A 20,424-nucleotide genomic window follows, 5' to 3' on the forward strand; every position below is an offset into this window, starting at 1 on the left:
AAAAAAGCTATACTACTCATCTTTTAGGATTTTTGTGGGCGTTTTAATTAAGTGCCTGCCCAGATTTTTGAGAATTTCACTGATAAGTGATTGAATTTTAACAAATTTTAAGGTAGATTCCCCATGAGTAACTTAGACGTTGCTGTAAATGTCATCTCAGACAAAGAAACCCAACTGACCGTTAAAGTGCCTGTTGGCACCATCCAGAGCAAAGTGGAAAGCCGTATTCGTAGCCTTGCCAAAACTGCCAAAATTGACGGTTTTCGTAAAGGTAAAGTGCCTGTGAGCCACATCCGTGCTCAATATGGTGCCGGCATTCAACAAGAAGTCATTAATGATGTCATTCGTGATACTGTTTTTGAAGTATTGGCTGACAAAAAAGTGCGTGCCGTGGGCGTGCCTAGCATTGATGATGTCAAGCTAGAAAACGACTTTTTGGTATACCAAGCGTCTGTTGAGACCATGCCAGAAGTAGAAGTTAAAGGTCTTAGCGAGATTGAAGTAGAGCGTCAAGTTGCCACCGTGTCTGATGAAGACGTGGATACCATGATTGAAAACCTACAAAAACAACGTCAAACCTTTGAAACCAAAGATGGCGAGTTGGCAGACGGCGATGAAGCGACGTTTGATTTTGAAGGCTCAATCGATAGCGAGAAATTTGAAGGTGGTAGTGCCGAGAATTTCCGTCTTATCATCGGTTCAGGTCAGATGATTCCAGGCTTTGAAGATGGCATGAAAGGCATGAAAGCGGGCGAAGAAAAAACCATCAAGGTAACTTTCCCAGAAGACTACCAAGCCGAGAACCTAAAAGGCAAAGAAGCAGACTTTAAAATCACCGTTAAAGAAGTTAAAGAAGCCAAATTGCCTGAGCTAAACGATGAATTCTTTGAGCTGTTCGGTGTTACTGAGGGCGGTCTTGACAAACTAAAAGCAGACGTTCGTAAAAATATGGAACGCGAGATTAAGAGTGCCGCTCGCAACCAAGTCAAGCAAGCTGCTTTTGATGCGTTGGTTGAGAAAAATGAATTTGACGTGCCAAATGCCATGCTCGCCCAAGAGATCGACCGTCAGCGTAACCTAATGCTCCAACGCTTTGCTCAGCAGTTCGGTGCTAACCCAAATACCTTTGACAAAAACATGCTCCCTGATGAGCTGTTTGAAGACCAAGCGTTGCGTGCGGTACGTCTAGGCGTGCTAGTTGGTCAGATTATTGACAAGCAAAAGCTAGAAGTTGACCAAGAGCGTGTGACTGCCTTTATCGCAGAAGCTGCCGAAAACTACGAAGACCCAGATGAAGTCATCGAGTACTACACCAACGACAAACAAGAACGTGCTGGTATTGAAGCGGTCGTGCTAGAAGACCAAGTGGTAGAATACATCCTATCACAAGGTAAAGTGACTGACAAAGAAGTCAAATACCAAGACCTATTGGCAGCAGCTCAGCAAGCCCAAATGTAATTTGCCAAAATGACACAAATACCCTAACAAAAAGTGTTGGGGTATTTTTATTTTGTGGTAAAATAGCTTGATTTCATTTGAATTTTTAAGGGCGTGCCTGCCTTTTGTATTTGCAATGAAAAATAGGGGAAATCGCCCGTTTTTCAAGGAAAAGGTGAAGTCTGATAGTCGTTCTATCAAACGAGCTTTTGATGATGAAAAACCAGATTTAGCCATTTTTCATGCAAAAACAGATAGTTTATTTCTAAAATATTTCTAAATTTTAAATTGTGTTATAAAGGGCAGGCACGCCCAAGACTTAACAGGATATTGTATGAGTGATTTTCGCAAAAACCCTTTTTATGACCAACTCGCCGACACCTTTCACACTGCCCCCCAGTCTGCCCTTGTGCCTGTGGTGATTGAGCAGTCAGGTCGTGGCGAGCGTTCGTTTGACATTTTCTCACGTCTACTGCGTGAACGTGTGATTTTTTTGACTGGTCAAGTCGAAGACCACATGGCAAATTTGATTGTTGCCCAACTGCTATTTTTGGAAGCGGACAACCCTGAAAAAGACATTCATCTATACATTAACTCCCCCGGTGGTGTGGTTACCGCAGGCATGGCGATGTTTGATACCATGAACTTTATCAAGCCTGATGTCTCTACCATCTGTCTGGGGCAGGCGTGTAGTATGGGGTCGTTCCTACTGGCGGCAGGTGCCAAGGGTAAGCGTTATGCCCTTGCCAATAGCCGTGTGATGATTCATCAGCCATCGGGCGGGGCTCAGGGTCAGGCGACCGACATTGAGATTAGTGCCAAACAAATCCTAAAAATCCGTGAACGCCTAAATGCCATTCTTGCCGAGCGTACCGGTCAGCCACTTGAAAAAATCGAGCGAGACGTTGAGCGTGATTATTGGTTGGATGCCTTTGAAGCCAAAGAGTATGGCTTGGTGGATGCCGTGCTTGAAAAACGCCCTGTGTAGCAAATGACCGATAACGGCAGATTTGCCCTGCCTAGCAAAGATGTGTAAAAGGAAAACTGATGACTAAGACCAAAGAGCCGTGCTGTGCCTTTTGTGGCAAAAAGAAAAGTGAAGTCAAAAAGCTCATCGCTGGCATTGATGAGAATACCAACATCTGTAACGAGTGCGTGGAGCTGTGTGGCGACATGTTGGGCGGTATGGATTTGGACACCAAAAACGAGCAAGGCAAAAAGCCAAGCCATGCCAAAGCCAAAAAAGCCAAAACCGATGATAAAGACTGGGCGAGTGCGGTGCTACCCAAGCCCAAAGAGATTCGTGAACATCTAGATGAATACGTCATCGGTCAAGACACTGCCAAAAAAGCGTTGTCCGTGGCGGTCTATAACCACTACAAACGCCTAAAAGTGCGTGCCGATAACAAAATCTCGCCCGTGGAGCTTGCCAAAAGTAACATCCTGCTCATCGGCCCCACAGGTTCGGGCAAAACCCTACTTGCTCAGACCCTTGCCAAGATGCTAGATGTGCCATTTGCCATGGCAGACGCCACCACACTCACCGAAGCAGGCTATGTGGGTGAGGACGTGGAGAACATCGTTCAAAAACTGCTCCAATCTGCCGACTATGATGTGGAACGCACCCAGCGTGGGATTATCTACATTGATGAGATTGACAAAATCAGCAAAAAAGGCGAGAACGTCTCCATCACGCGTGATGTCTCGGGCGAGGGCGTTCAGCAGGCTCTGTTAAAACTCATCGAAGGGACGGTTGCCAATATTCCGCCCCAAGGTGGTCGTAAGCACCCCAACCAAGAGATGATTCAGGTGGACACCAGCAACATCTTGATGATTGTCGGTGGGGCGTTTGCAGGGCTTGACCGTATCATCCAGCAACGCACCGAGAAGACGGGTATCGGTTTTAATGCCGATGTCAAAGCCCAAGAAGAAACCAAAATCAGCGAGTTGTTCAAAGAGGTTGAGCCTGAGGATTTGATTAAGTTTGGTCTCATCCCTGAGCTCATCGGACGTCTGCCCGTGATTGCCACATTAGATGAGTTGGATGAAGACGCCCTTATTCAGATTCTTACCGAACCCAAAAACGCTCTGACCAAACAGTACGAATACCTATTTGACATGGAAGGGGCGAAATTGAGCTTTGAAGATGAAGCCTTGACGGCAGTCGCCAAGCAGGCGATGAAGCGTAAGACAGGGGCAAGGGGCTTGCGTTCTATCATCGAAAATGCCCTGCTTGACACCATGTACGAATTGCCGAGCATGGAGAGTGCCAAAGAAGTGGTGGTGACTCGTGCGGTGATAGAAGATGGCAAAGAGCCTGTTATTAAATAAGGTGCATGAAACAAAAAGCGGACGATGGTTCGCTTTTTTATTGGAAAATGACCAACAAGTCAATGTTACAAAATGGTCGTGATTTTGCCTAAATGATTGTGATATAGTAAGTAGGCACTGCCAGTGATGGATCGTGGGCGAGATGGAGATGACAAATGTGATTTGTTATTTTGCCTGTATCGGTCGTATCATGAGTGATATTTAACCAAACCCCATCGGGGGACATAACAGGAGTAATCATGATTTATAGTGGAAAATCCATACAAGTCAGCCGACTAGACGGCGACATTGTCAAATTTCATTTTAATAATGAAAGCGAGTCGGTCAATAAATTTGACCAAGCCACCAATGCCGAGTTCAAAGAAGCCGTAACCGCCTTGGAGCAGGATACGAGCATTAAAGGCTTGATTGTAACATCAGGCAAAAAGGTCTTTATCGCAGGGGCGGACATCACCGAGTTTGTCGGTTATTTCAAAAAACCCCAAGCAGAGCTAGAAAACTGGCTACTTGACATCAACAGCGTGTTTAACCGTTTTGAAGATTTGCCATTTCCCAAGGTATCGGCTATCAATGGCGCGGCGTTGGGTGGTGGGTGTGAGATGACGCTTGTCTGCGAATACCGTGTCATGGGGCAGTCGGCTCAGATTGGCTTGCCCGAGACCAAGCTTGGTATTTTCCCAGGGTTTGGTGGCAGTGTGCGTACGCCACGCATTATCGGCATTGACAACGCCCTAGAACTTATCGCCACAGGCAATCCCCTAAAACCTAATGATGCCTTAAAAGTGGGTTTGGTGGACGCTGTCGTGGCGGACGAGAGCGTGGAGCAGTCGGCTCTGGATTTGGTCAAAAAGTGCATAAATGGCGAGCTAGATTGGCAAGCCAAACGTGCCGAGAAGTTAGAACCTGTTAAACTTAACAAAACCGAGCAGGCAATGGCGTTTAACTCTGCCAAAGGCGTGATTTTTGCCAAGGCAAACCCCAAGCACTACCCTGCCCTTGCCCTTGCCCTAGATGCGATAGAAAACCACGCTAATCTGGGGCGTGATGAAGCGATAAAGGTGGAAGCGACCAATTTCGCCAAATCCGCCAAAACTCCACAAGCGACCGCCCTTGTCGGTGTATTCTTAAATGACCAGCTTGTCAAAAAACGTGCCAAAGACCAGTCCAAAACCGCCCACGAAATCAATGAAATGGCGGTGCTTGGGGCAGGGATTATGGGCGGTGGTATCGCTTATCAGTCGGCGGTTAAGGGCTTGCCCATCATCATGAAAGACATCAAATCCGAGCAACTTGACCTAGGCATGAATGAAGCGAGCAAACTCCTTAGCAAAGAAGTAGAACGTGGCAAAATCAGCACCGCCAAAATGGGCGAAACCCTATCCAAAATCCGCCCAACCCTAAACTATGGCGATTTTGGCACGCCTGACATCGTCATTGAAGCGGTGGTGGAGAACGAAAAAGTCAAAAAGTCGGTGCTTGCCGAGACCGAAAGCCTGATTAAAGACACGGCTATCCTTGCGTCCAACACGTCCACGATTAGCATTACCGAGCTTGCCAAATCGCTAAAACGCCCAGAGAATTTTGTGGGTATGCACTTTTTTAACCCCGTTCATCGTATGCCCTTGGTGGAGATTATCCGTGGCGAGCGGACGAGCGATGAAGCGGTGGCGACCACGGTTGCCCTTGCCCAAAAAATGGGCAAAACGCCGATTGTGGTCAATGACTGTGCAGGCTTTTTGGTGAACCGTGTGCTGTTCCCTTATTTTGGGGCGTTTGATTTGCTTATCAAACATGGGGCGGATTTTGTCAAGATTGATAAAGTCATGGAAAAATTCGGTATGCCCATGGGACCTGCCTACCTGCTTGACGTGGTGGGCATTGATACAGGCGTTCATGCCAGTGCGGTCATGGCGGAGGCATTTCCTGAGCGTATGAGCCCTGACTATAAGACTGCCACGACTGTTATGTTTGAAAATAACCGTTTGGGTCAAAAAAATGGCGTGGGCTTTTATAAATATGAGCTTGACAAAAAAGGCAAGCCTAAAAAGAGCGTGGATACGACCACTTATGAGCTACTAAAAGCAGTGCAAGACGGCAGTAGCGATTTTGACGAGCAAGAGATTATTGACCGCTTGATGGTGGCGTTTTGTACCGAGACGGTGCGTTGCCTAGAAGATAATATCGTGGCAAGTGCAGGCGAGGCGGACATTGCAATGCTGATGGGGCTTGGTTTCCCACCGTTTCGTGGTGGGGCGTGTCGCTACATTGACCAAGTGGGCGTAAAAGAATTTGTCGCTTTGTGTGATAAATACGCTCATCTTGGCAAGGCGTATGAAGCTCCACAAATGCTACGAGACATGGCAGAGTGTGGCGAGACGTTTTATCAGTAAGGAGTTTTGATGATTGAGTTGCCCCCAAACTTACCCCAAGAAGTGCAAGCTGTGTTACCTATCATGGCGAATTTGGATTTGCAAAAACGGGCGTCCATTGCTCAGTTTTTGCTTGCCAATCACGATGACGGCAAACCCAAAATGAGCCGTCTTGGGGCGATGAGTTTGGGGGTGGTGGCAATCAGTGATGATTTTGATGATGAGCTTGGCGATGAGTTTTGGCTTGGGGAGCATGCTTAAATGAGTGCGTTTTTGATTGACACGCACATTTATATTTGGGCGGACAGCGAGCCTTGCTGGTTAAGTCCGCAAGTCCGAGCGATTTTGGATAATCCCAATCATCACATTTATCTTAGTATGGCAAGCCTGTGGGAGTTGCAGATAAAAATGCAACTGGGAAAATTAAGCCTAAACACGCCCCTAGCCCAAGCGATTGAGTATATTAAGGCGAATAACTTGTACATCATCTTGCCCATAAAAGAGCGTGATATTTTGGGCTTGCAAAGATTGCCATTTCATCACAAAGACCCTTTTGATAGATTGCTGATATCCCAAGCGATAAACCACGATTTGACATTGATTACCTTTGATGAGCATATTGTAAAATATGACGTAAAGTGTATTTTTTAAATCACAAATTTTTAAGGAAAAAACCATGACAACCCTATCCCCAACAGACGTAGTGATTATAGATGGCGTACGCACCGCCATGGGCAAATCCAAAAACGGTATGTTCCGCAACGTGCGAGCCGAGACCTTGTCGGCAGAGCTGATGAAAGCCTTAATCAAGCGAAATGACTTTGACCCCAATGACATCGAAGACGTGATTTGGGGCTGTGTCAATCAAACGCTAGAACAAGGCTGGAACATCGCTCGCCACGCAAGTCTATTGGCAGGCATTCCCAAGCACGTGGCAGGGCAAACGGTAAACCGCCTGTGTGGTTCGTCCATGCAAGCCCTACACACCGCCGCCGCCCAAATCATGACCCACCAAGGCGACATCTTTATCATTGGGGGCGTGGAGCATATGGGACACGTTGCCATGATGCACGGCGTGGACATCAACCCCAGTAGCTCAAAGCACATCGCCAAAGCGTCCAACATGATGGGGCTGACCGCCGAAATGCTTGGGCGTATGAATGACATCAGCCGAGCCGAGCAGGACGAATTTGCCCTAGGCTCACACGTCAAAGCAACCAAAGCCACCCAAGAAGGACGGTTTGACAAAGAAATCGTGGGCGTGGAAGGGCATGACGAGCAGGGCAATTTGCAATTATGCACGGTGGACGAAGTTATTCGTTTTGATGCCAATATTGAGAGCCTACAAAAACTCAGACCCGTATTTGACCCTATAAACGGCACGGTAACGGCAGGTTCATCGTCCGCCCTATCAGACGGTGCGTCCGCCATGCTCATCATGTCGGCAGGCAAGGCCAAAGAGCTTGGGCTGACCCCACGAGCGGTTATCCGCTCCATGGCGGTGGCAGGGTGCGATGCGGCGATTATGGGCTATGGCCCTGTCCCTGCCACGCAAAAGGCACTAAAACGAGCAGGGCTGTCTATCAACGACATTCAGACGGTGGAGCTAAACGAAGCATTCGCTGCCCAAGGCTTGTCGGTGCTAAAAGGCTTAGGGCTGTACGACAAGCAAGACATCGTCAATCATAATGGCGGGGCGATTGCCCTAGGACACCCCTTGGGCTGTTCAGGGGCGAGAATTACCACTACACTCCTTAACGTCATGGAGCAACAAGACACCCAAATCGGACTTGCCACCATGTGTATCGGACTGGGGCAGGGGATTGCGACTGTGATTGAACGAGTTTGATTGTGTAAAAATCAAAAAACAGGCGAGCAATGACAGTAAGGTGCGTACTACGCACCTTACCGCCCTGCCACTGAGTTTGTACTCATCATCTGATAAAAAACCGAATGGGAAATTGCCATTCGGTTTTTGTTTTAGCCAACGATTTGCATGAGCCTTTCAAAGCTATCCACCACGTCATATTTGACTTGACTGCCTTGCTCGTTTAGTGTCTCAAAAAACCGTCTGGCACTGTCAATTTTGTGCTTTTCGTCTGTTCTTAGGCTATTTTCTTTATGCGAGCCTTTGGTTTCGGCAACAAAATACACATGGCGTACCGCCCCATGACGAAACGCAATCGCCCAATCAGGATTGTAGCCACCGAAGGGTGTAGGGATTTGAAATTTGTCGGGCAATTTGGCATAAACCGCCACTTCGTCCGCACCGTCTAAGGCTTTGGCGAATTTTTGTTCAATCTCAGAATCGGTAGGCACATAGTCCAAAACGTGCTTGGTTGCCAAAAAGCTGTCTTTGTCGATTGGTGTATTTGCCATAAAAATCTCATTGGTCTGGTGGCGTTTGTCCAGCAGATGATAACTAAGATCTTGTACGAGCATGACCGCCTGAGTGTCATTGATAAGCTGACTGACTTTATTGATAAAGCCCTCAGGGTTGTATTTGTACTGCAAAAACACCACAGGCGATATGCCCTGCAAAATCGCCACCACTGTTTTGCGAGTTAGATTGGTCTTTTTGGCGACATCGCCCACAAGGTCGTAGCGTAGTGTGGTCGTCATGGCGATATCGGCACGCACTCGTTTGGTGGTGGCATTGTCAAAGGCTTGGCTGTTGTCTAAGTCGGACAAAGACAAAGTATCCTTTTGACTGCTTTGGGCGATGGTGTAGCTTAGTTTTGGCACAAACTGATTGCTAAGCGTTCTGTTCTCAGTTTCTATCGCTTGTATGCTTTGGCGGATAAGTCTGTCGCTGTCTAGGCGAATTTGAAATGTGGCTTTTTGGTTGATGGTCTGCCACAACGCCAAAAATTCTTGCTTGGCAAGGTTGGCATTGCTGGGATTTGTGATTTTGGCATTACTGTTGTCAATCATATTATCCAAAGCGGACGCATCAAGCACGCTGTCAATCAGCCCAAATACCGCCTGTGCCTTGTCCGCCAAATTCTCAGGCAGTGCAGGTAATTCCCCTGCACGTTTGGCATCTTGATAACTTGGCAATAGATAGTCGTTGTCATCAATAAAATCATGCTTTGACAGATATTTATGAATCTGCTTTGCCTCGGTCTCGCTGATGATGTGCTGTTGCCCATGAACGCTTATCACTTTGCCCTTAAAAAATTCTGGCGTGGCTTGGCTTGTTCTTGATGTCAGACTTTGGCGAATCTCGCTTTGTAAATTTTTGGCAAATTCGGTATAGCTTTCGTTGGTTACGACTGTTAGGTTGTTGACTTTGTGAACGTCCGATAAGCCACCAAAAAAATTGCTGTCCATACGCACGCCGTCTTTATTGACTGCCAAACGCAGTCCACGCCCCATCTCTTGTCGTCTGGATATGGTGTTGTCGGAGTGTTTTAGGGTGCAGATGACAAACACATTGGGGTTGTCCCAGCCCTCACGCAAGGCAGAATGACTAAAAATAAAACGGGTCGGCTCATCAAAGGACAGCAGACGCTCTTTGTCTTTTAAAATCAGCTCATAAGCGTCCTTATCATCGGAAGTATATTCCTCTGATTTTTTGATTTGGGGGTTGGTAAGTCGTTTGGATTTTTTGTCCACGCTAAAATAGCCGTTGTGCGTTTGGCTTGTGGCGATACCACGTAAATATTCCTGATAAGGGTCGTTTTGTAAATTCAAATCCAAATACGCCTCTACCGCCTTGTCGTATTCTTGCTCAAAAATCTTGGCATACTCGCCTGCTACTGATTGATTATTTTCATCATACAAGCGGTATTTGGCGACTTCATCAATAAAAAACAGACTTAGCACCTTAATGCCTTGGCGATACAACAACGCCTCTTTTTCTAAATGAGCCAAAATACACTCACGAATCTGAATGGTACGCAACGTGGTCTCACCCACATCGCCCACCGCCTGCCCAAGAGCAACCGACACGCCATTGACAAACTCAATCACGCCAATCCGTGCATCTATCTCCGAGACGATGTAGCCACGGTACTGCTCAGACTCGCCTGATAGCGTGTACAAATCATCGCCCTTGCCCACTTTGCGGACGGCTCGCCTAAATCCTTTGGCAGTTTTGATTTCAAGTTCAAGCTGGGCGGTGGGGGCGGACGTTGAGATGTTGATACGTTGTAAGTACAAGTAGCCATTGACCCCTGACAGCCCTTTGACTTCTATGCCTTTGACCGTAATTTTTTTGACAAGTCGCCCATTATAAGCATCCAAAGCGTCCAGTCTATGCACAAGGTTGTATTGTTTTTTGTGGGTGGCGGAGTATCGCAGGATAAACAAAGGCTTGAAATTGGCAAGCGATGACAACGTCTTGTCAGCTTGCATTTTTTGGGGTTCGTCTAGGATAAGAATGGGACGGTTTTTGGCGATGACATCAATGGGGCGGCGAGAACCAAAGTCATCAAGCTCATCATAAATCCGTCTGTTGTCCTTGCCTGTGGCGTTAAAGGCTTGCACGTTGATGACCATTACGCTTATCTCGTTGGTGGCACTAAACGTATCTAATTGGTGTAAGTTTTTTGAGTCATAAATAAAAAAGCGTATCTTTTTGTGATACTCCTCATAAAAATGCTCTGCCGTCATCTGCAACGTCTTGTACACGCCCTCACGAATGGCAATGCTTGGCACCACGATGATAAATTTGCCCCAGCCATAGCGGGCATTTAGCTCAAACATCGTACGAATATAGCAATACGTCTTGCCTGTGCCTGTCTCCATTTCCACATCAAGATTTATCATCGCCCCTGTCAGATTGGCAGGTTTGCCTTTTTCTTTATCATTATTGATAAGCTCGTCAGATAGGGGCAGGTTTTGTGTACGCTGAACGGCTTGGATATTGGCGAGAATGTGGCATGAGTCAGCCAAGGGAGCATTGGCAAAGCCCGTCTCGTCTATCTCATCAAAACTGCCTTGGGTCGCCCCAAACAGTTGCCCCTGTCCCATGCCCTGCACGCCCACATCACGGCGGTATGACAGCCCCGACTGATACGGCTGTCCGACAAAGCAATCACTCACAGCACTAACCGCCTTGTGCTGATAAGGCAAGGCATTAAAACGGATTTTCATCTTGCTCTCCTAAATAAATCTCACGTCCGTCTGTGCTGACAACTGCCCAAACCGCTCTTTGATGTTGGTTTTGTCTTGGTCGTGGGCGATGGCACGCTCCGATGACACAAAACGCAGTGGGGCGACTTTGGCAACTTCATCAACGATAGTGGTGCTAAGCCCGTCAAAGCACGCCACAAGCGAATTGCCCGCCACAAAATACACGTTCTGTCCGTCTATGGTGCGACAGTCAATCGGTAGCGACAACGGCACGCCGAAATCTAACATGACTTGAAACAACAAATCCTCGTCCGTGCGATCGTCCTTGATGTGGCTTGTCATCTCAACCAAATCCGCCTGAGTTAGGGCATGGGGCTGGTAATACACGTCTTTCATGTTGGAGCTGTCTATTTTTAAGACACGAAAGCCTGTATCCACATGGGGGTGGTCGGTGCTGATTTTTGCTCCTGCCAATCTTAATCTATCTTTTGTAAGGTCAGAAATTGTTTTGTAACCAGCTTTGTGTGTATCAGAACCTTCTTTTGTTGGCTCATTAACTTGAACCATGATAAATTGCCTATGACTATTTTTGTTTTTAGCATTCATCTGCATAACCGCATGAGCAGTAGTTCCAGAGCCTGCAAAAAAGTCCAAAATAATATCATTATCGGAAGTAAAGTGGAATAGTAATTTTTCAATCAATTCAATGGGCTTAACGGTTTCAAAGCCATGCTCCTTACCTAAAATTTCCCTTAGTAACGCTTTGCCTGTTTCGCTTGTGCCATATCCGTCTGAAAAGTTTGCCCACAATGGAAAGTGCGATTCGGAACTCTCATCTTTCTCGTAAATCTTTCTAATGACTTTTCCTTTTTGTAGTATGACATCACCATTCTTTTCAAGTTGTTTAGCTGTATCAAAACCAATAGTCCAACGATATTCATTCTGTGGCATAACACCCAATATCTCAAAAACCATTTTTTCAGAACGTTTGATACCAATATTTTTTCGTTGTTGAATTTCTTCTAAACGATATTTGTCGCCATTTTCGGAGACAAATGGGTATTCTTTGTAACCTTTTAGTTCTAAGTGAAAATTTTCATGTTCTTGCATTGGCACTCTACCGTAAACATGTATATACTCTTCGGACTTTTGTAATTTGTACTTAGCTGAACCTGCATTCATGGCTTTGGTTGTGGCTGTCCAACTAATTGTTCCATAATAATTATTTCTGCCAAAAACTTCATTAGCCATAACTTGCAAATTGCAACACTCTTCTTCTCCAATAGCCAGAAATATCAATCCTTGTTCAGATAATAGATTTCTGGCAAGTTTTAGCCGTGCATACATCATAGACAGCCAGTCGGAGTGAAAGCGTCCGTTGCTTTCGGTGTTAATGGTTAGGCGGTTGCCGATGTCGTCATATTGCTCGGATTTGGCAAGGTAGTCCTCGCTGTCGGTGGCAAAATCGTCATTATAAATAAAGTCGTTGCCGGTGTTATAAGGCGGGTCAATGTATATCATCTTAACCGCCCCAAGGTAGGTGTCTTGGAGCAGTTTTAGGGCGTCTAGGTTGTCGCCCTCTATAAAGAGATTTTGGGTGGTGTCAAACTGCACGCTCTCATCTTTGTATGGTCGTAAGGTCTTATAAATAGGGCGGTTGGCGGTGAGTATTGCCTCACGTTTGCCCACCCAATCTAGGCGGTAGCGTTCTTGACTGCCCTCCACGATGGACGATGACAGCTCTTGGCGAAGTAGCTCAAAGTCAATGGCAGGGACGGTGTTGCCGTGTTCGTCTGTGTGTTCGGTGAGTACGTTTGGGAACAGCTCGGCGATTTTGGCGATGTTTTGGCAGGTTAGATCGGGGGAGTGGAGTTTTAGGGTCATGGGGTATCCTTAGGGTTGGTACTTATTACATGTACTTATTACATGTACTTATTACATGTACTTATTACATGTACTTATTACATGTACTTATTACATGTACTTATTACATGTACTTATTACATGTACTTATTACATGTACTTATTACATGTACTTATTACATGTACTTATTACATGTACTTATCATGTTGTACTAAGAAAAGTTTGCCTTGTTCGGTGGTGAAGTAGGTTTGTTTTTTGCTGTTTGGGCTTTCTGGAAAGCTAAATGCCAAAAACCCACGTTTTACAAGCTCAGAGATGTAGCGATTTCTAATGCCGTCTTTGTTTTTTTGTAAAAAATGTGCAATTTGGGCAGATGATAAGGGCTGTTCTGCACACAAAGACAGTATTTGTTCCTGTATTTGTTGCTTGACGTTTAGTGGCGTGGGTAGTATGTCTGTTGGATTAACTCCGGCATTAACTCCGGCATTAGGCTTATCGAGTCCGGCATTAACTCCGGCATTGGGGTTATCAACTCCGGCATTAACTCCGGCATTGGGCTTATCGAGTCCGGTGTTGGGGTTAGTGGCTGTAATGATAGAATCGTCCGTTTTGGCGTTAGGTATAGGTATGCCAATCGGGGTGCCCAAGGGTGTATCAGATAAACTAAATAAGTCGGTAGGGTTGGTGTCTGCTAGCCTATAAACTGTGCCTGTGCCTTTACCTGACTTTTGGAGCATGTTTTTTTGTATCAACTGTCTAAGCAGTTTGGTAATGTCTGTGGGGTGTATGCCCAAGAGCTTTTGTAGGCGTGTATTGGTGCTGGTTGTTTCCATTTTTATGGTAGCCAGCACCACTCTTTCATCTTGGCTAAGTGTATCAAACGCTTGTCCGAACTGTATCACCAAATCGTTAATGATGTTTTGGGGGTATAGACTGGCGATTTTTAATTTGACAAGGGTTTGATGATTGGGTTCTCGTCTTTCTTCAAAAGTGGGTTTTTGCCAATGTTGTTCTGCCCAACTGTCGTGAATGGTTTGAATGCCCGTGCCTGCTTGCTCACAAGCCTTAATAAGGCGGAACATCTGCTGTAATTTTCGGTTGCGACAGTCGCTACTGCCAGTATGTTCTAGGGCATACTGGGCAGAGATACGCATAGTGCCGGGGTTGGAAAAGCAAAACTCATGTTCGTATTTTTCTACCAAAATAGGCATACGGTCAGCATAATTGGCGTGAATGAGACAATTAACCAACGCCTCTCTTAGGGCATCATGCACAGGCGTTTCATCTTGGCGTATACCGTCTTTTAGGGCAAATGGAACATCTAGCCCTTGGGGTAAGCGGTAGGCAACATGGCGATAAAAGTCAAAAAGATTGCCTGACCAGTTGCCGTCTAGGGCTAGGCGATGACTCCAACGGGGGTTGTTATTCAGATATTCCCTATAATCCACAAAATAATTGGGGAAAATATCCTGAATGGCAGACAATTGCCCAAACATCAACAGACCTGCTTTGGTAACACCACTAATCTTTTTTGAGCGGTTGACGCCGTAAGCTCCGATTTGTTGCAAAAACTTTTGGGTGTCGTAGCTGTTAAAGGGTGAGTTGGGGTTTAGGTTGGTATAAATTTGGCGATAGTCTTGTATAGAAGTTAAATCCAAGTCCTCAATTGTATAATGTTCCAATACTTCATCATCACGATTTTCCAATTGTTTTTCAGCGATGAGTAGGTTTACTTTGTCATCATCTAGCCGATAATCGCCCTCATGTTGGCGAATAAAGGTGTTGCCATAAGGGTTTTCGGTTAGGTGAACAGGTTGTTGAGTGCGTTTGGCTCGGGGGACGGCTACCAGCATGACCACTTTATCATCAATTTGCCATTCGTGTATATCACTGTCACTCAAAAGATTGGTGCTGACTTTCTTTTTGTTGTTTAGATTGTCAAAAAGCTCTTTTTTGACTTTGGCAACATCGACAATGCCTTGTACCTCAAACTGCCCATTTTTTTCTTTGACACCAAGCACAACCACACCGCCATTGGTGTTGGCAAAAGCACTGTAACTTTCCCAAAAAGCACTGGGCAAACTGCCCCTGCCGTCTTTTCCTGTGGCAAGTTTACATTCTATTTCTATGCTTTCTTGCAGTATGTCTAAGTGATTGCTGTCAATGCTATTGATGATGTCATTGATAAAGTAGTGATTATTCATTGTGATAAGTTATGATTGGGTGAATTGTGCTATTTTACACCAAATTAAGCTGTCTTTGTATGGCTTGTATTTCGCTGTTTATTTGTACTTTGCGATTGAACTGTTTTTCTTTGGCAAGTTTGGCGGTGAGTTTAGTCAGCTGTTTTTGTAGCTGGTGAGTTTGGCGTGCTTTTTGTAGATTTTGGGATAAATTACTGGCAAAAGAGCCTGTTGGTGCTGGGCAGGGTAATAGTGTATGAATAAAATAAGCGTACAGCTCATCTAAATTGGGCAATATCGGCAAATCAGCACTTGGTACATTTGCCAAATCTTTTGATGTGTAATAGTCGTCCAAGACAAGTTTGTCTTTGTCGGCAAGATTTTGGCGTTTGTAAGTGGCAGTTTGGTAGATACTGCCATTTGGGTGGTGGCTTTCAAAGATGATGGGGCTTGGTATCAGTCTGTCTATATATGTCAAGATGTCGGTATTTAGGGTGTTTGTGCGTGTGATAAGATGAAAAATCTGAATCTCCGCCACGTCTTTACCTGCATGGATGTTTAGTGTGGCAGGCGAGAGCTTGTTTGCCCAAATGATTTTTTCTATCTCTTGGGTAAACAGTCGCTGTATGCGAGCATTGGCGTTGCCTTGTTCATAAAATCGGCTTTTGGCGATGACTTGTCCGACTTCGGTGGTGGCAGGATAGTGGTGGCGGATGTTCATGGCGACTACTCAATGACAAAAAAGTTGATAAGCTCAAAGTCGTTCAACCCTGAAATCTCATGCTCTAAGGCTTGGGTGTGACGACTGCCAAACAGACTGTCAATGTCGCTTTGAGTTTGGCGGTCTTGGATATGGGCAATGGCATTGTCTAGTAAGGCAGAATACTCGCTCATGTCCCGTCCGTCCTTGGTGCGTTCATTAAATAGCTCGTACGCTGATGTAATGGGCGTGTCAGTATGACGACACGCCTGAGCGAGCAAATCTAGGAGATGTTTGGCTTTGGTGTGATTGTAGAGTATCTCACCTGCTTTGTTTAGATAAATGACAAAGTAAGGGTACAAAGGATTTTGTCCACCCAGCTCTTTTTTGGCGTTTTTAAGTTTTAGCACAAAAACAACCCCTGCACTTAGCCCATACTCATCATTATGGGGTATTACGGTGTGCAGTCCGTGGGGTAGGCGTTTTATGGCGGGGTGCTTATCCAGATAGGCAAGCAGCTCCATGCGAAAATCATTAAGTCCCAAATCCGTGATAGACACACCACCGCCCACATCTTCTAAGTCTAGCACTTCGTTTTGTAGGCGTTTTAGTTGCTCTTTGCGGTATGCCATGTCATGACTTTGGTGTTTTAGAATGTCATCATCACCAGTGCTTGTCATATCTACAATCGCCATGCGATTCTCCACACGCTCTTTGAGATTGATGTACTCATCAAGACTGATGTCTGGCCAATAATTGACAAGTTGAATGCTGTCGTTGGGCGAGCCGATACGGTCAATCCGCCCAAAACGCTGAATGATACGCACAGGATTCCAATGAATGTCATAGTTGATGAGATAATCGCAATCTTGCAAGTTCTGACCCTCTGAGATACAGTCAGTGGCTATCAAAATATCAATCGCACGAGATTCGTTGGGAAAGATGTCCGCCTTTTGCTTGGATTGCGGTGAAAACAACGTCAATAATCCTTGCAAATCATAGCTTTTTTGGCTATTTGGCATTTTGCCAAGGGTGGAGTGGTTGTTTGTGCCTGTGATTTTGGCGGTATGCAAGCCAAAATGCGTCAAAAAATAAGTTGATACGGTCTCATACAGGTAATCAGCCGTATCAGCAAAGGCGGTAAAAACAATGACTTTTTTGTTGTCTGGGTTGATGGGATTTTGGATTTTGTGGGTGATATGAGCGATGAGTTGTTGGAGCTTGACATCTTTGTGGGTATTGATATGACAAATAAGAGACAACAGCTCATCAATCACTGCCATGTCGTCTTTTAAGGCGCGCTCAAAACTTCGGGTATCCATGTCATCTAGGCGAATTTTTAGCACGCCACCAATCATATCTTCATCATCATCGTCAATATTGGGCAATGCCACCTCACCTGAGCCAATCTGCTTTCTATGAAAATCGTCAATCTGCCCCAAAATATCACTCATGAGCGTTTTCATTTTGGTTAGGGTTAGTCTAAACGCATGAATGGAGCTTTCAAGGCGTTTTAAAAGATTGACTGTCATCAAAGATTGTAGGCTTTTTTCACGGTCAGCTTGGCGAAAGCGAGAGCCTGTGCCTGTGGTGGTATCAAACAGTTCAGCATACTGTGCCAACCTGCTTGGCAAGATATAACCCATGGGGGCATAGACCGTCATCTTAATGCTGGCTAATAGCGTGTAAATGTCATTTAAGGCAATGTTATTATCCACACTAATGCCACAGCGATAAGATAGGGGCTTGTGGCGAGTGGGGAATTTACCAATGGCTTTGGTGTCATAAAAAGTTTGAATGTGCTTTCTTGAACGAGCAATGGTAACGCTATCTAAGAGCTTAAAAAAATCCAATTCTAGTTTGTTTAAAATAGCATCGGTTGTACGATACTCAGGCGGTAGCTTTGTCCATTCATTGAAGGCAGTTTGGGCTTTTCTAAATATTGTGTCTATGCTTTGATTGATGTCTAATTTATCTTCTAATAAACTGCTATCGCCTTCATAAGCTAAGGCAAGCTGATTTTTTAGGTCGTTGAATTTATTATTAACAGGCGTAGCAGACAACATCAGAACCTTGGTTTTTACCCCTTGGCGAATGATTTTGTTCATCAAATGATCATAGCGTGTTTCTTTATCTTTAAAATATTCTTTATTTCTAAAATTATGCGACTCATCTATCACCAGCAAATCATAATTTCCCCAGTTTATTTTGGACAAATCCATACCCAAAGTATGCCCCGATGTTCTAGATAGGTCTGTGTGATATAAAACATCATAATTAAATCGGTCTTTGGCAAAAATATTAGTGATGACATTGGTGTTATAACTTGTCCAGTTATCGCTTAACTTTTTGGGGCATAGCACCAAAACACTTTTATTTCTAAGTTCATAATATTTGATGACTGCCAAAGCACTAAAAGTCTTGCCCAGACCCACGCTATCGGCTAGGATACAGCCATTGAACTTTTCTAACTTATTGATAATACCGATAACAGCATCTTTTTGAAATTCAAACAATTTCTGCCAAATAAGCGTATTTTGATAGCCCGTTTTATCATTAGGTAGATTGTCCTCATTGCTGTCGTCTAAAAATTCCTTAAACAAATGATACAATGCCAAAAAATAAATTCTTTGTGGGTCGTTTTCTTGATAAACTGACTCTATGTGGCGAACGATTTCTTGGCTGACATCATGTGCTTTTGTGGGGTCGCACCATAACTGGTCAAATACCATTTCATGCTGTTTGACAGCACTGGTGTCGTTCATGACATAGACAAAATTAGATAATGCATTGCTTTTTTGTAAACCCAACCCCACAGGCGTAAACCCTTGGGAAACTGGGGTGTATAAGAAATGATGATTTTCATATTTTAAGATACAAAAATTTTGTATGGATTGATTGCTGATATTGGACTTAAAAGTGGCTTTTTGCCTTATCCAATTAGCACACTCTTTGGCAATGGCTTTTTGATTGAGTTTGTTTTTTAGGTGAATTTCAAATTCACTGCCATATAAACTTTTCTCATAAGTTGGCTTAGGAATAAAAAATTCTCTTTTTTCTTTTTTGTCTTGGGCAACGGCAGAGACCGGCTCAAAACTGAATGAGCTAAAAATAAAATCAAAACTTTGCAATTGATTTAAGTGTTCTTTTAGGGTTTCATAAGCATAAATAGAAAAACTATCACCAATGAATTTACATTGGGTATTTGAGTTTAGGTGTTGTTTTATCTCATCAGCAAGCAGATGATTGATATTGTCTATGAGTGTCATGTGTTGCCTTGGGTGTATCGCTCTTCGCTTTAAAATAAAGGATATGTTGGTAGATGTCAAGTGTATTCAAAAAAGAGTTTTGAGCAGTGCTCGATAGCCTAAGCATGTTAATAAAAATACACAATAATTACATAAGATTGCCGTGGTGTCCATGCTAAAATACACACCCCTTTTCTTATCTTTTATGTTATGTTATTAGCCATTATTGCGATGATTGTCGGCATTGCCTTGCTTGTGTATAGTGCCGAGTTTTTTATTGAAGGGTCGTCTGGCATCGCCCTAAAATTTGGTATGCCCAAACTGTTGGTGGGTATGCTGGTCATTGGGGTGGGCACATCCGCCCCTGAGATTGTCGTGTCGGTGTTGTCCACGCTAAACGGAGCCCCTGGTTTGGCACTGGGTAATGCGTACGGCTCAAACATTACCAACATCACGCTTGTGCTGGGTGCAACAGCGTTGGTAAGCCCTTTGTTTATCCAAAAATCCTTGGTCAAATCCGACTTTTTGATACTCATCGGCATTACCGCTTTGGCGATTTTTCAGTTATTGGACGGACAAGTGAGCCGTCTGGACGGGGCGATACTCCTTGGGGTGTTGGCGGTGTTTTTGGCGTTTCAGATTTATATGGCAAAACTGGGCAAGTCCGCCAGCGATGACGTGCCTGACACGGTGGATTTTCGCATGGGCGTGGCGGTCGCCAAACTCATCGGGGGCTTGGTGGTATTGGTGCTAAGTTCACGCCTTGTGGTGTGGGGAGCGGTGGAGATTGCCAAAATCGCAGGGCTGTCCGAGCTTATCATTGGTCTTACCATTGTGGCAATAGGTACGAGCTTGCCCGAGCTGGTCTCATCCATCATCGCTGCACGCAAGGGCGAAGATGAAATGGCTTTGGGTAACGTCATCGGCTCAAACATCTTTAACACCCTAGCGGTCGTGGGCATTCCTGCCGCCATCATGCCCATGGCGGTGGCTCAGGAAGTGGTGAGCCGTGATATGATTGTCATGGGTGGGGTGACGGGACTGTTGTTTATCCTGTGCCTGCTTGCCGTGCGTGGCAGTCAAAAACTCGGGCGTGGCGTGGGTGCGGTGCTGTTGTCTATCTTTATCGGCTATACGGTATGGCTGTTTGTGGGTGGTTAAACCATACTTTGCATAAAAAACGACCATACATGTGATGGTCGTTTTTATTGGA

General features: G+C 45.0%; 13 protein-coding genes. 8 read left to right on the plus strand and 5 right to left on the minus strand.

Annotation, left to right across the window (positions count from 1 at the left end; all coding sequences use genetic code 11):
• Positions 1 to 123 precede the first annotated feature (123 nt).
• From tig to fadA, 7 genes are all read left to right on the plus strand, one after another.
• Positions 124 to 1,458, plus strand: coding sequence for a trigger factor (gene tig, locus B5J94_RS10790; RefSeq protein WP_062498740.1), 1,335 nt, complete (start codon positions 124 to 126; stop codon positions 1,456 to 1,458).
• Between the two features lie 313 nt (positions 1,459 to 1,771).
• Positions 1,772 to 2,425: an ATP-dependent Clp endopeptidase proteolytic subunit ClpP gene (clpP, locus tag B5J94_RS10795; RefSeq protein ID WP_062498741.1), complete on the plus strand. Its 654-nt coding sequence runs from the start codon at positions 1,772 to 1,774 to the stop codon at positions 2,423 to 2,425.
• A gap of 59 nt (positions 2,426 to 2,484) precedes the next feature.
• On the plus strand, positions 2,485 to 3,768 hold the full coding sequence (gene clpX / locus B5J94_RS10800; RefSeq protein WP_062498742.1) for an ATP-dependent protease ATP-binding subunit ClpX: 1,284 nt from the start codon (positions 2,485 to 2,487) through the stop codon (positions 3,766 to 3,768).
• A 239-nt stretch (positions 3,769 to 4,007) separates the two neighbouring features.
• Positions 4,008 to 6,158: a fatty acid oxidation complex subunit alpha FadB gene (fadB, locus tag B5J94_RS10805; RefSeq protein ID WP_062498743.1), complete on the plus strand. Its 2,151-nt coding sequence runs from the start codon at positions 4,008 to 4,010 to the stop codon at positions 6,156 to 6,158.
• A gap of 9 nt (positions 6,159 to 6,167) precedes the next feature.
• Positions 6,168 to 6,398 (plus strand): hypothetical protein, encoded by a 231-nt coding sequence (locus B5J94_RS10810; RefSeq protein WP_062498744.1) that lies wholly within the window; start codon positions 6,168 to 6,170, stop codon positions 6,396 to 6,398.
• The gene (locus B5J94_RS10815) at positions 6,399 to 6,788 is read left to right on the plus strand and encodes a type II toxin-antitoxin system VapC family toxin (RefSeq protein WP_062498745.1); all 390 of its coding nucleotides are present in this window, start codon (positions 6,399 to 6,401) and stop codon (positions 6,786 to 6,788) included.
• A gap of 25 nt (positions 6,789 to 6,813) precedes the next feature.
• On the plus strand, positions 6,814 to 7,986 hold the full coding sequence (gene fadA / locus B5J94_RS10820; RefSeq protein ID WP_062498746.1) for an acetyl-CoA C-acyltransferase FadA: 1,173 nt from the start codon (positions 6,814 to 6,816) through the stop codon (positions 7,984 to 7,986).
• A 131-nt stretch (positions 7,987 to 8,117) separates the two neighbouring features.
• On the opposite strand, the gene B5J94_RS10825 is transcribed toward fadA, so the two are convergent.
• The 5 genes from B5J94_RS10825 to B5J94_RS10845 form a co-directional block, all read right to left on the minus strand.
• Positions 8,118 to 11,237 (minus strand): type III restriction-modification system endonuclease, encoded by a 3,120-nt coding sequence (locus B5J94_RS10825; RefSeq protein ID WP_062498747.1) that lies wholly within the window; start codon positions 11,235 to 11,237, stop codon positions 8,118 to 8,120.
• A gap of 9 nt (positions 11,238 to 11,246) precedes the next feature.
• The gene (locus B5J94_RS10830) at positions 11,247 to 13,100 is read right to left on the minus strand and encodes a site-specific DNA-methyltransferase (RefSeq protein ID WP_062498748.1); all 1,854 of its coding nucleotides are present in this window, start codon (positions 13,098 to 13,100) and stop codon (positions 11,247 to 11,249) included.
• A gap of 168 nt (positions 13,101 to 13,268) precedes the next feature.
• Entirely contained in the window at positions 13,269 to 15,284 is a 2,016-nt protein-coding gene (locus B5J94_RS10835) for an RNA-binding domain-containing protein (RefSeq protein ID WP_062498399.1), read from the minus strand.
• A gap of 34 nt (positions 15,285 to 15,318) precedes the next feature.
• Positions 15,319 to 15,984, minus strand: a complete 666-nt coding sequence (locus tag B5J94_RS10840) for a DUF4391 domain-containing protein (RefSeq protein ID WP_062498398.1) — start codon at positions 15,982 to 15,984, stop codon at positions 15,319 to 15,321.
• Positions 15,985 to 15,989: 5 nt separating this feature from the next.
• Entirely contained in the window at positions 15,990 to 19,232 is a 3,243-nt protein-coding gene (locus tag B5J94_RS10845; protein WP_062498397.1) for a helicase-related protein, read from the minus strand.
• 189 nt (positions 19,233 to 19,421) lie between these two features.
• Between B5J94_RS10845 and B5J94_RS10850 the strand changes: the two genes are divergently transcribed.
• Positions 19,422 to 20,372 (plus strand): calcium/sodium antiporter, encoded by a 951-nt coding sequence (locus tag B5J94_RS10850; RefSeq protein ID WP_062498396.1) that lies wholly within the window; start codon positions 19,422 to 19,424, stop codon positions 20,370 to 20,372.
• Positions 20,373 to 20,424: the final 52 nt, after the last annotated feature.

The organism is Moraxella lacunata (assembly GCF_002027545.1).
Classification (GTDB): domain Bacteria; phylum Pseudomonadota; class Gammaproteobacteria; order Pseudomonadales; family Moraxellaceae; genus Moraxella; species Moraxella lacunata.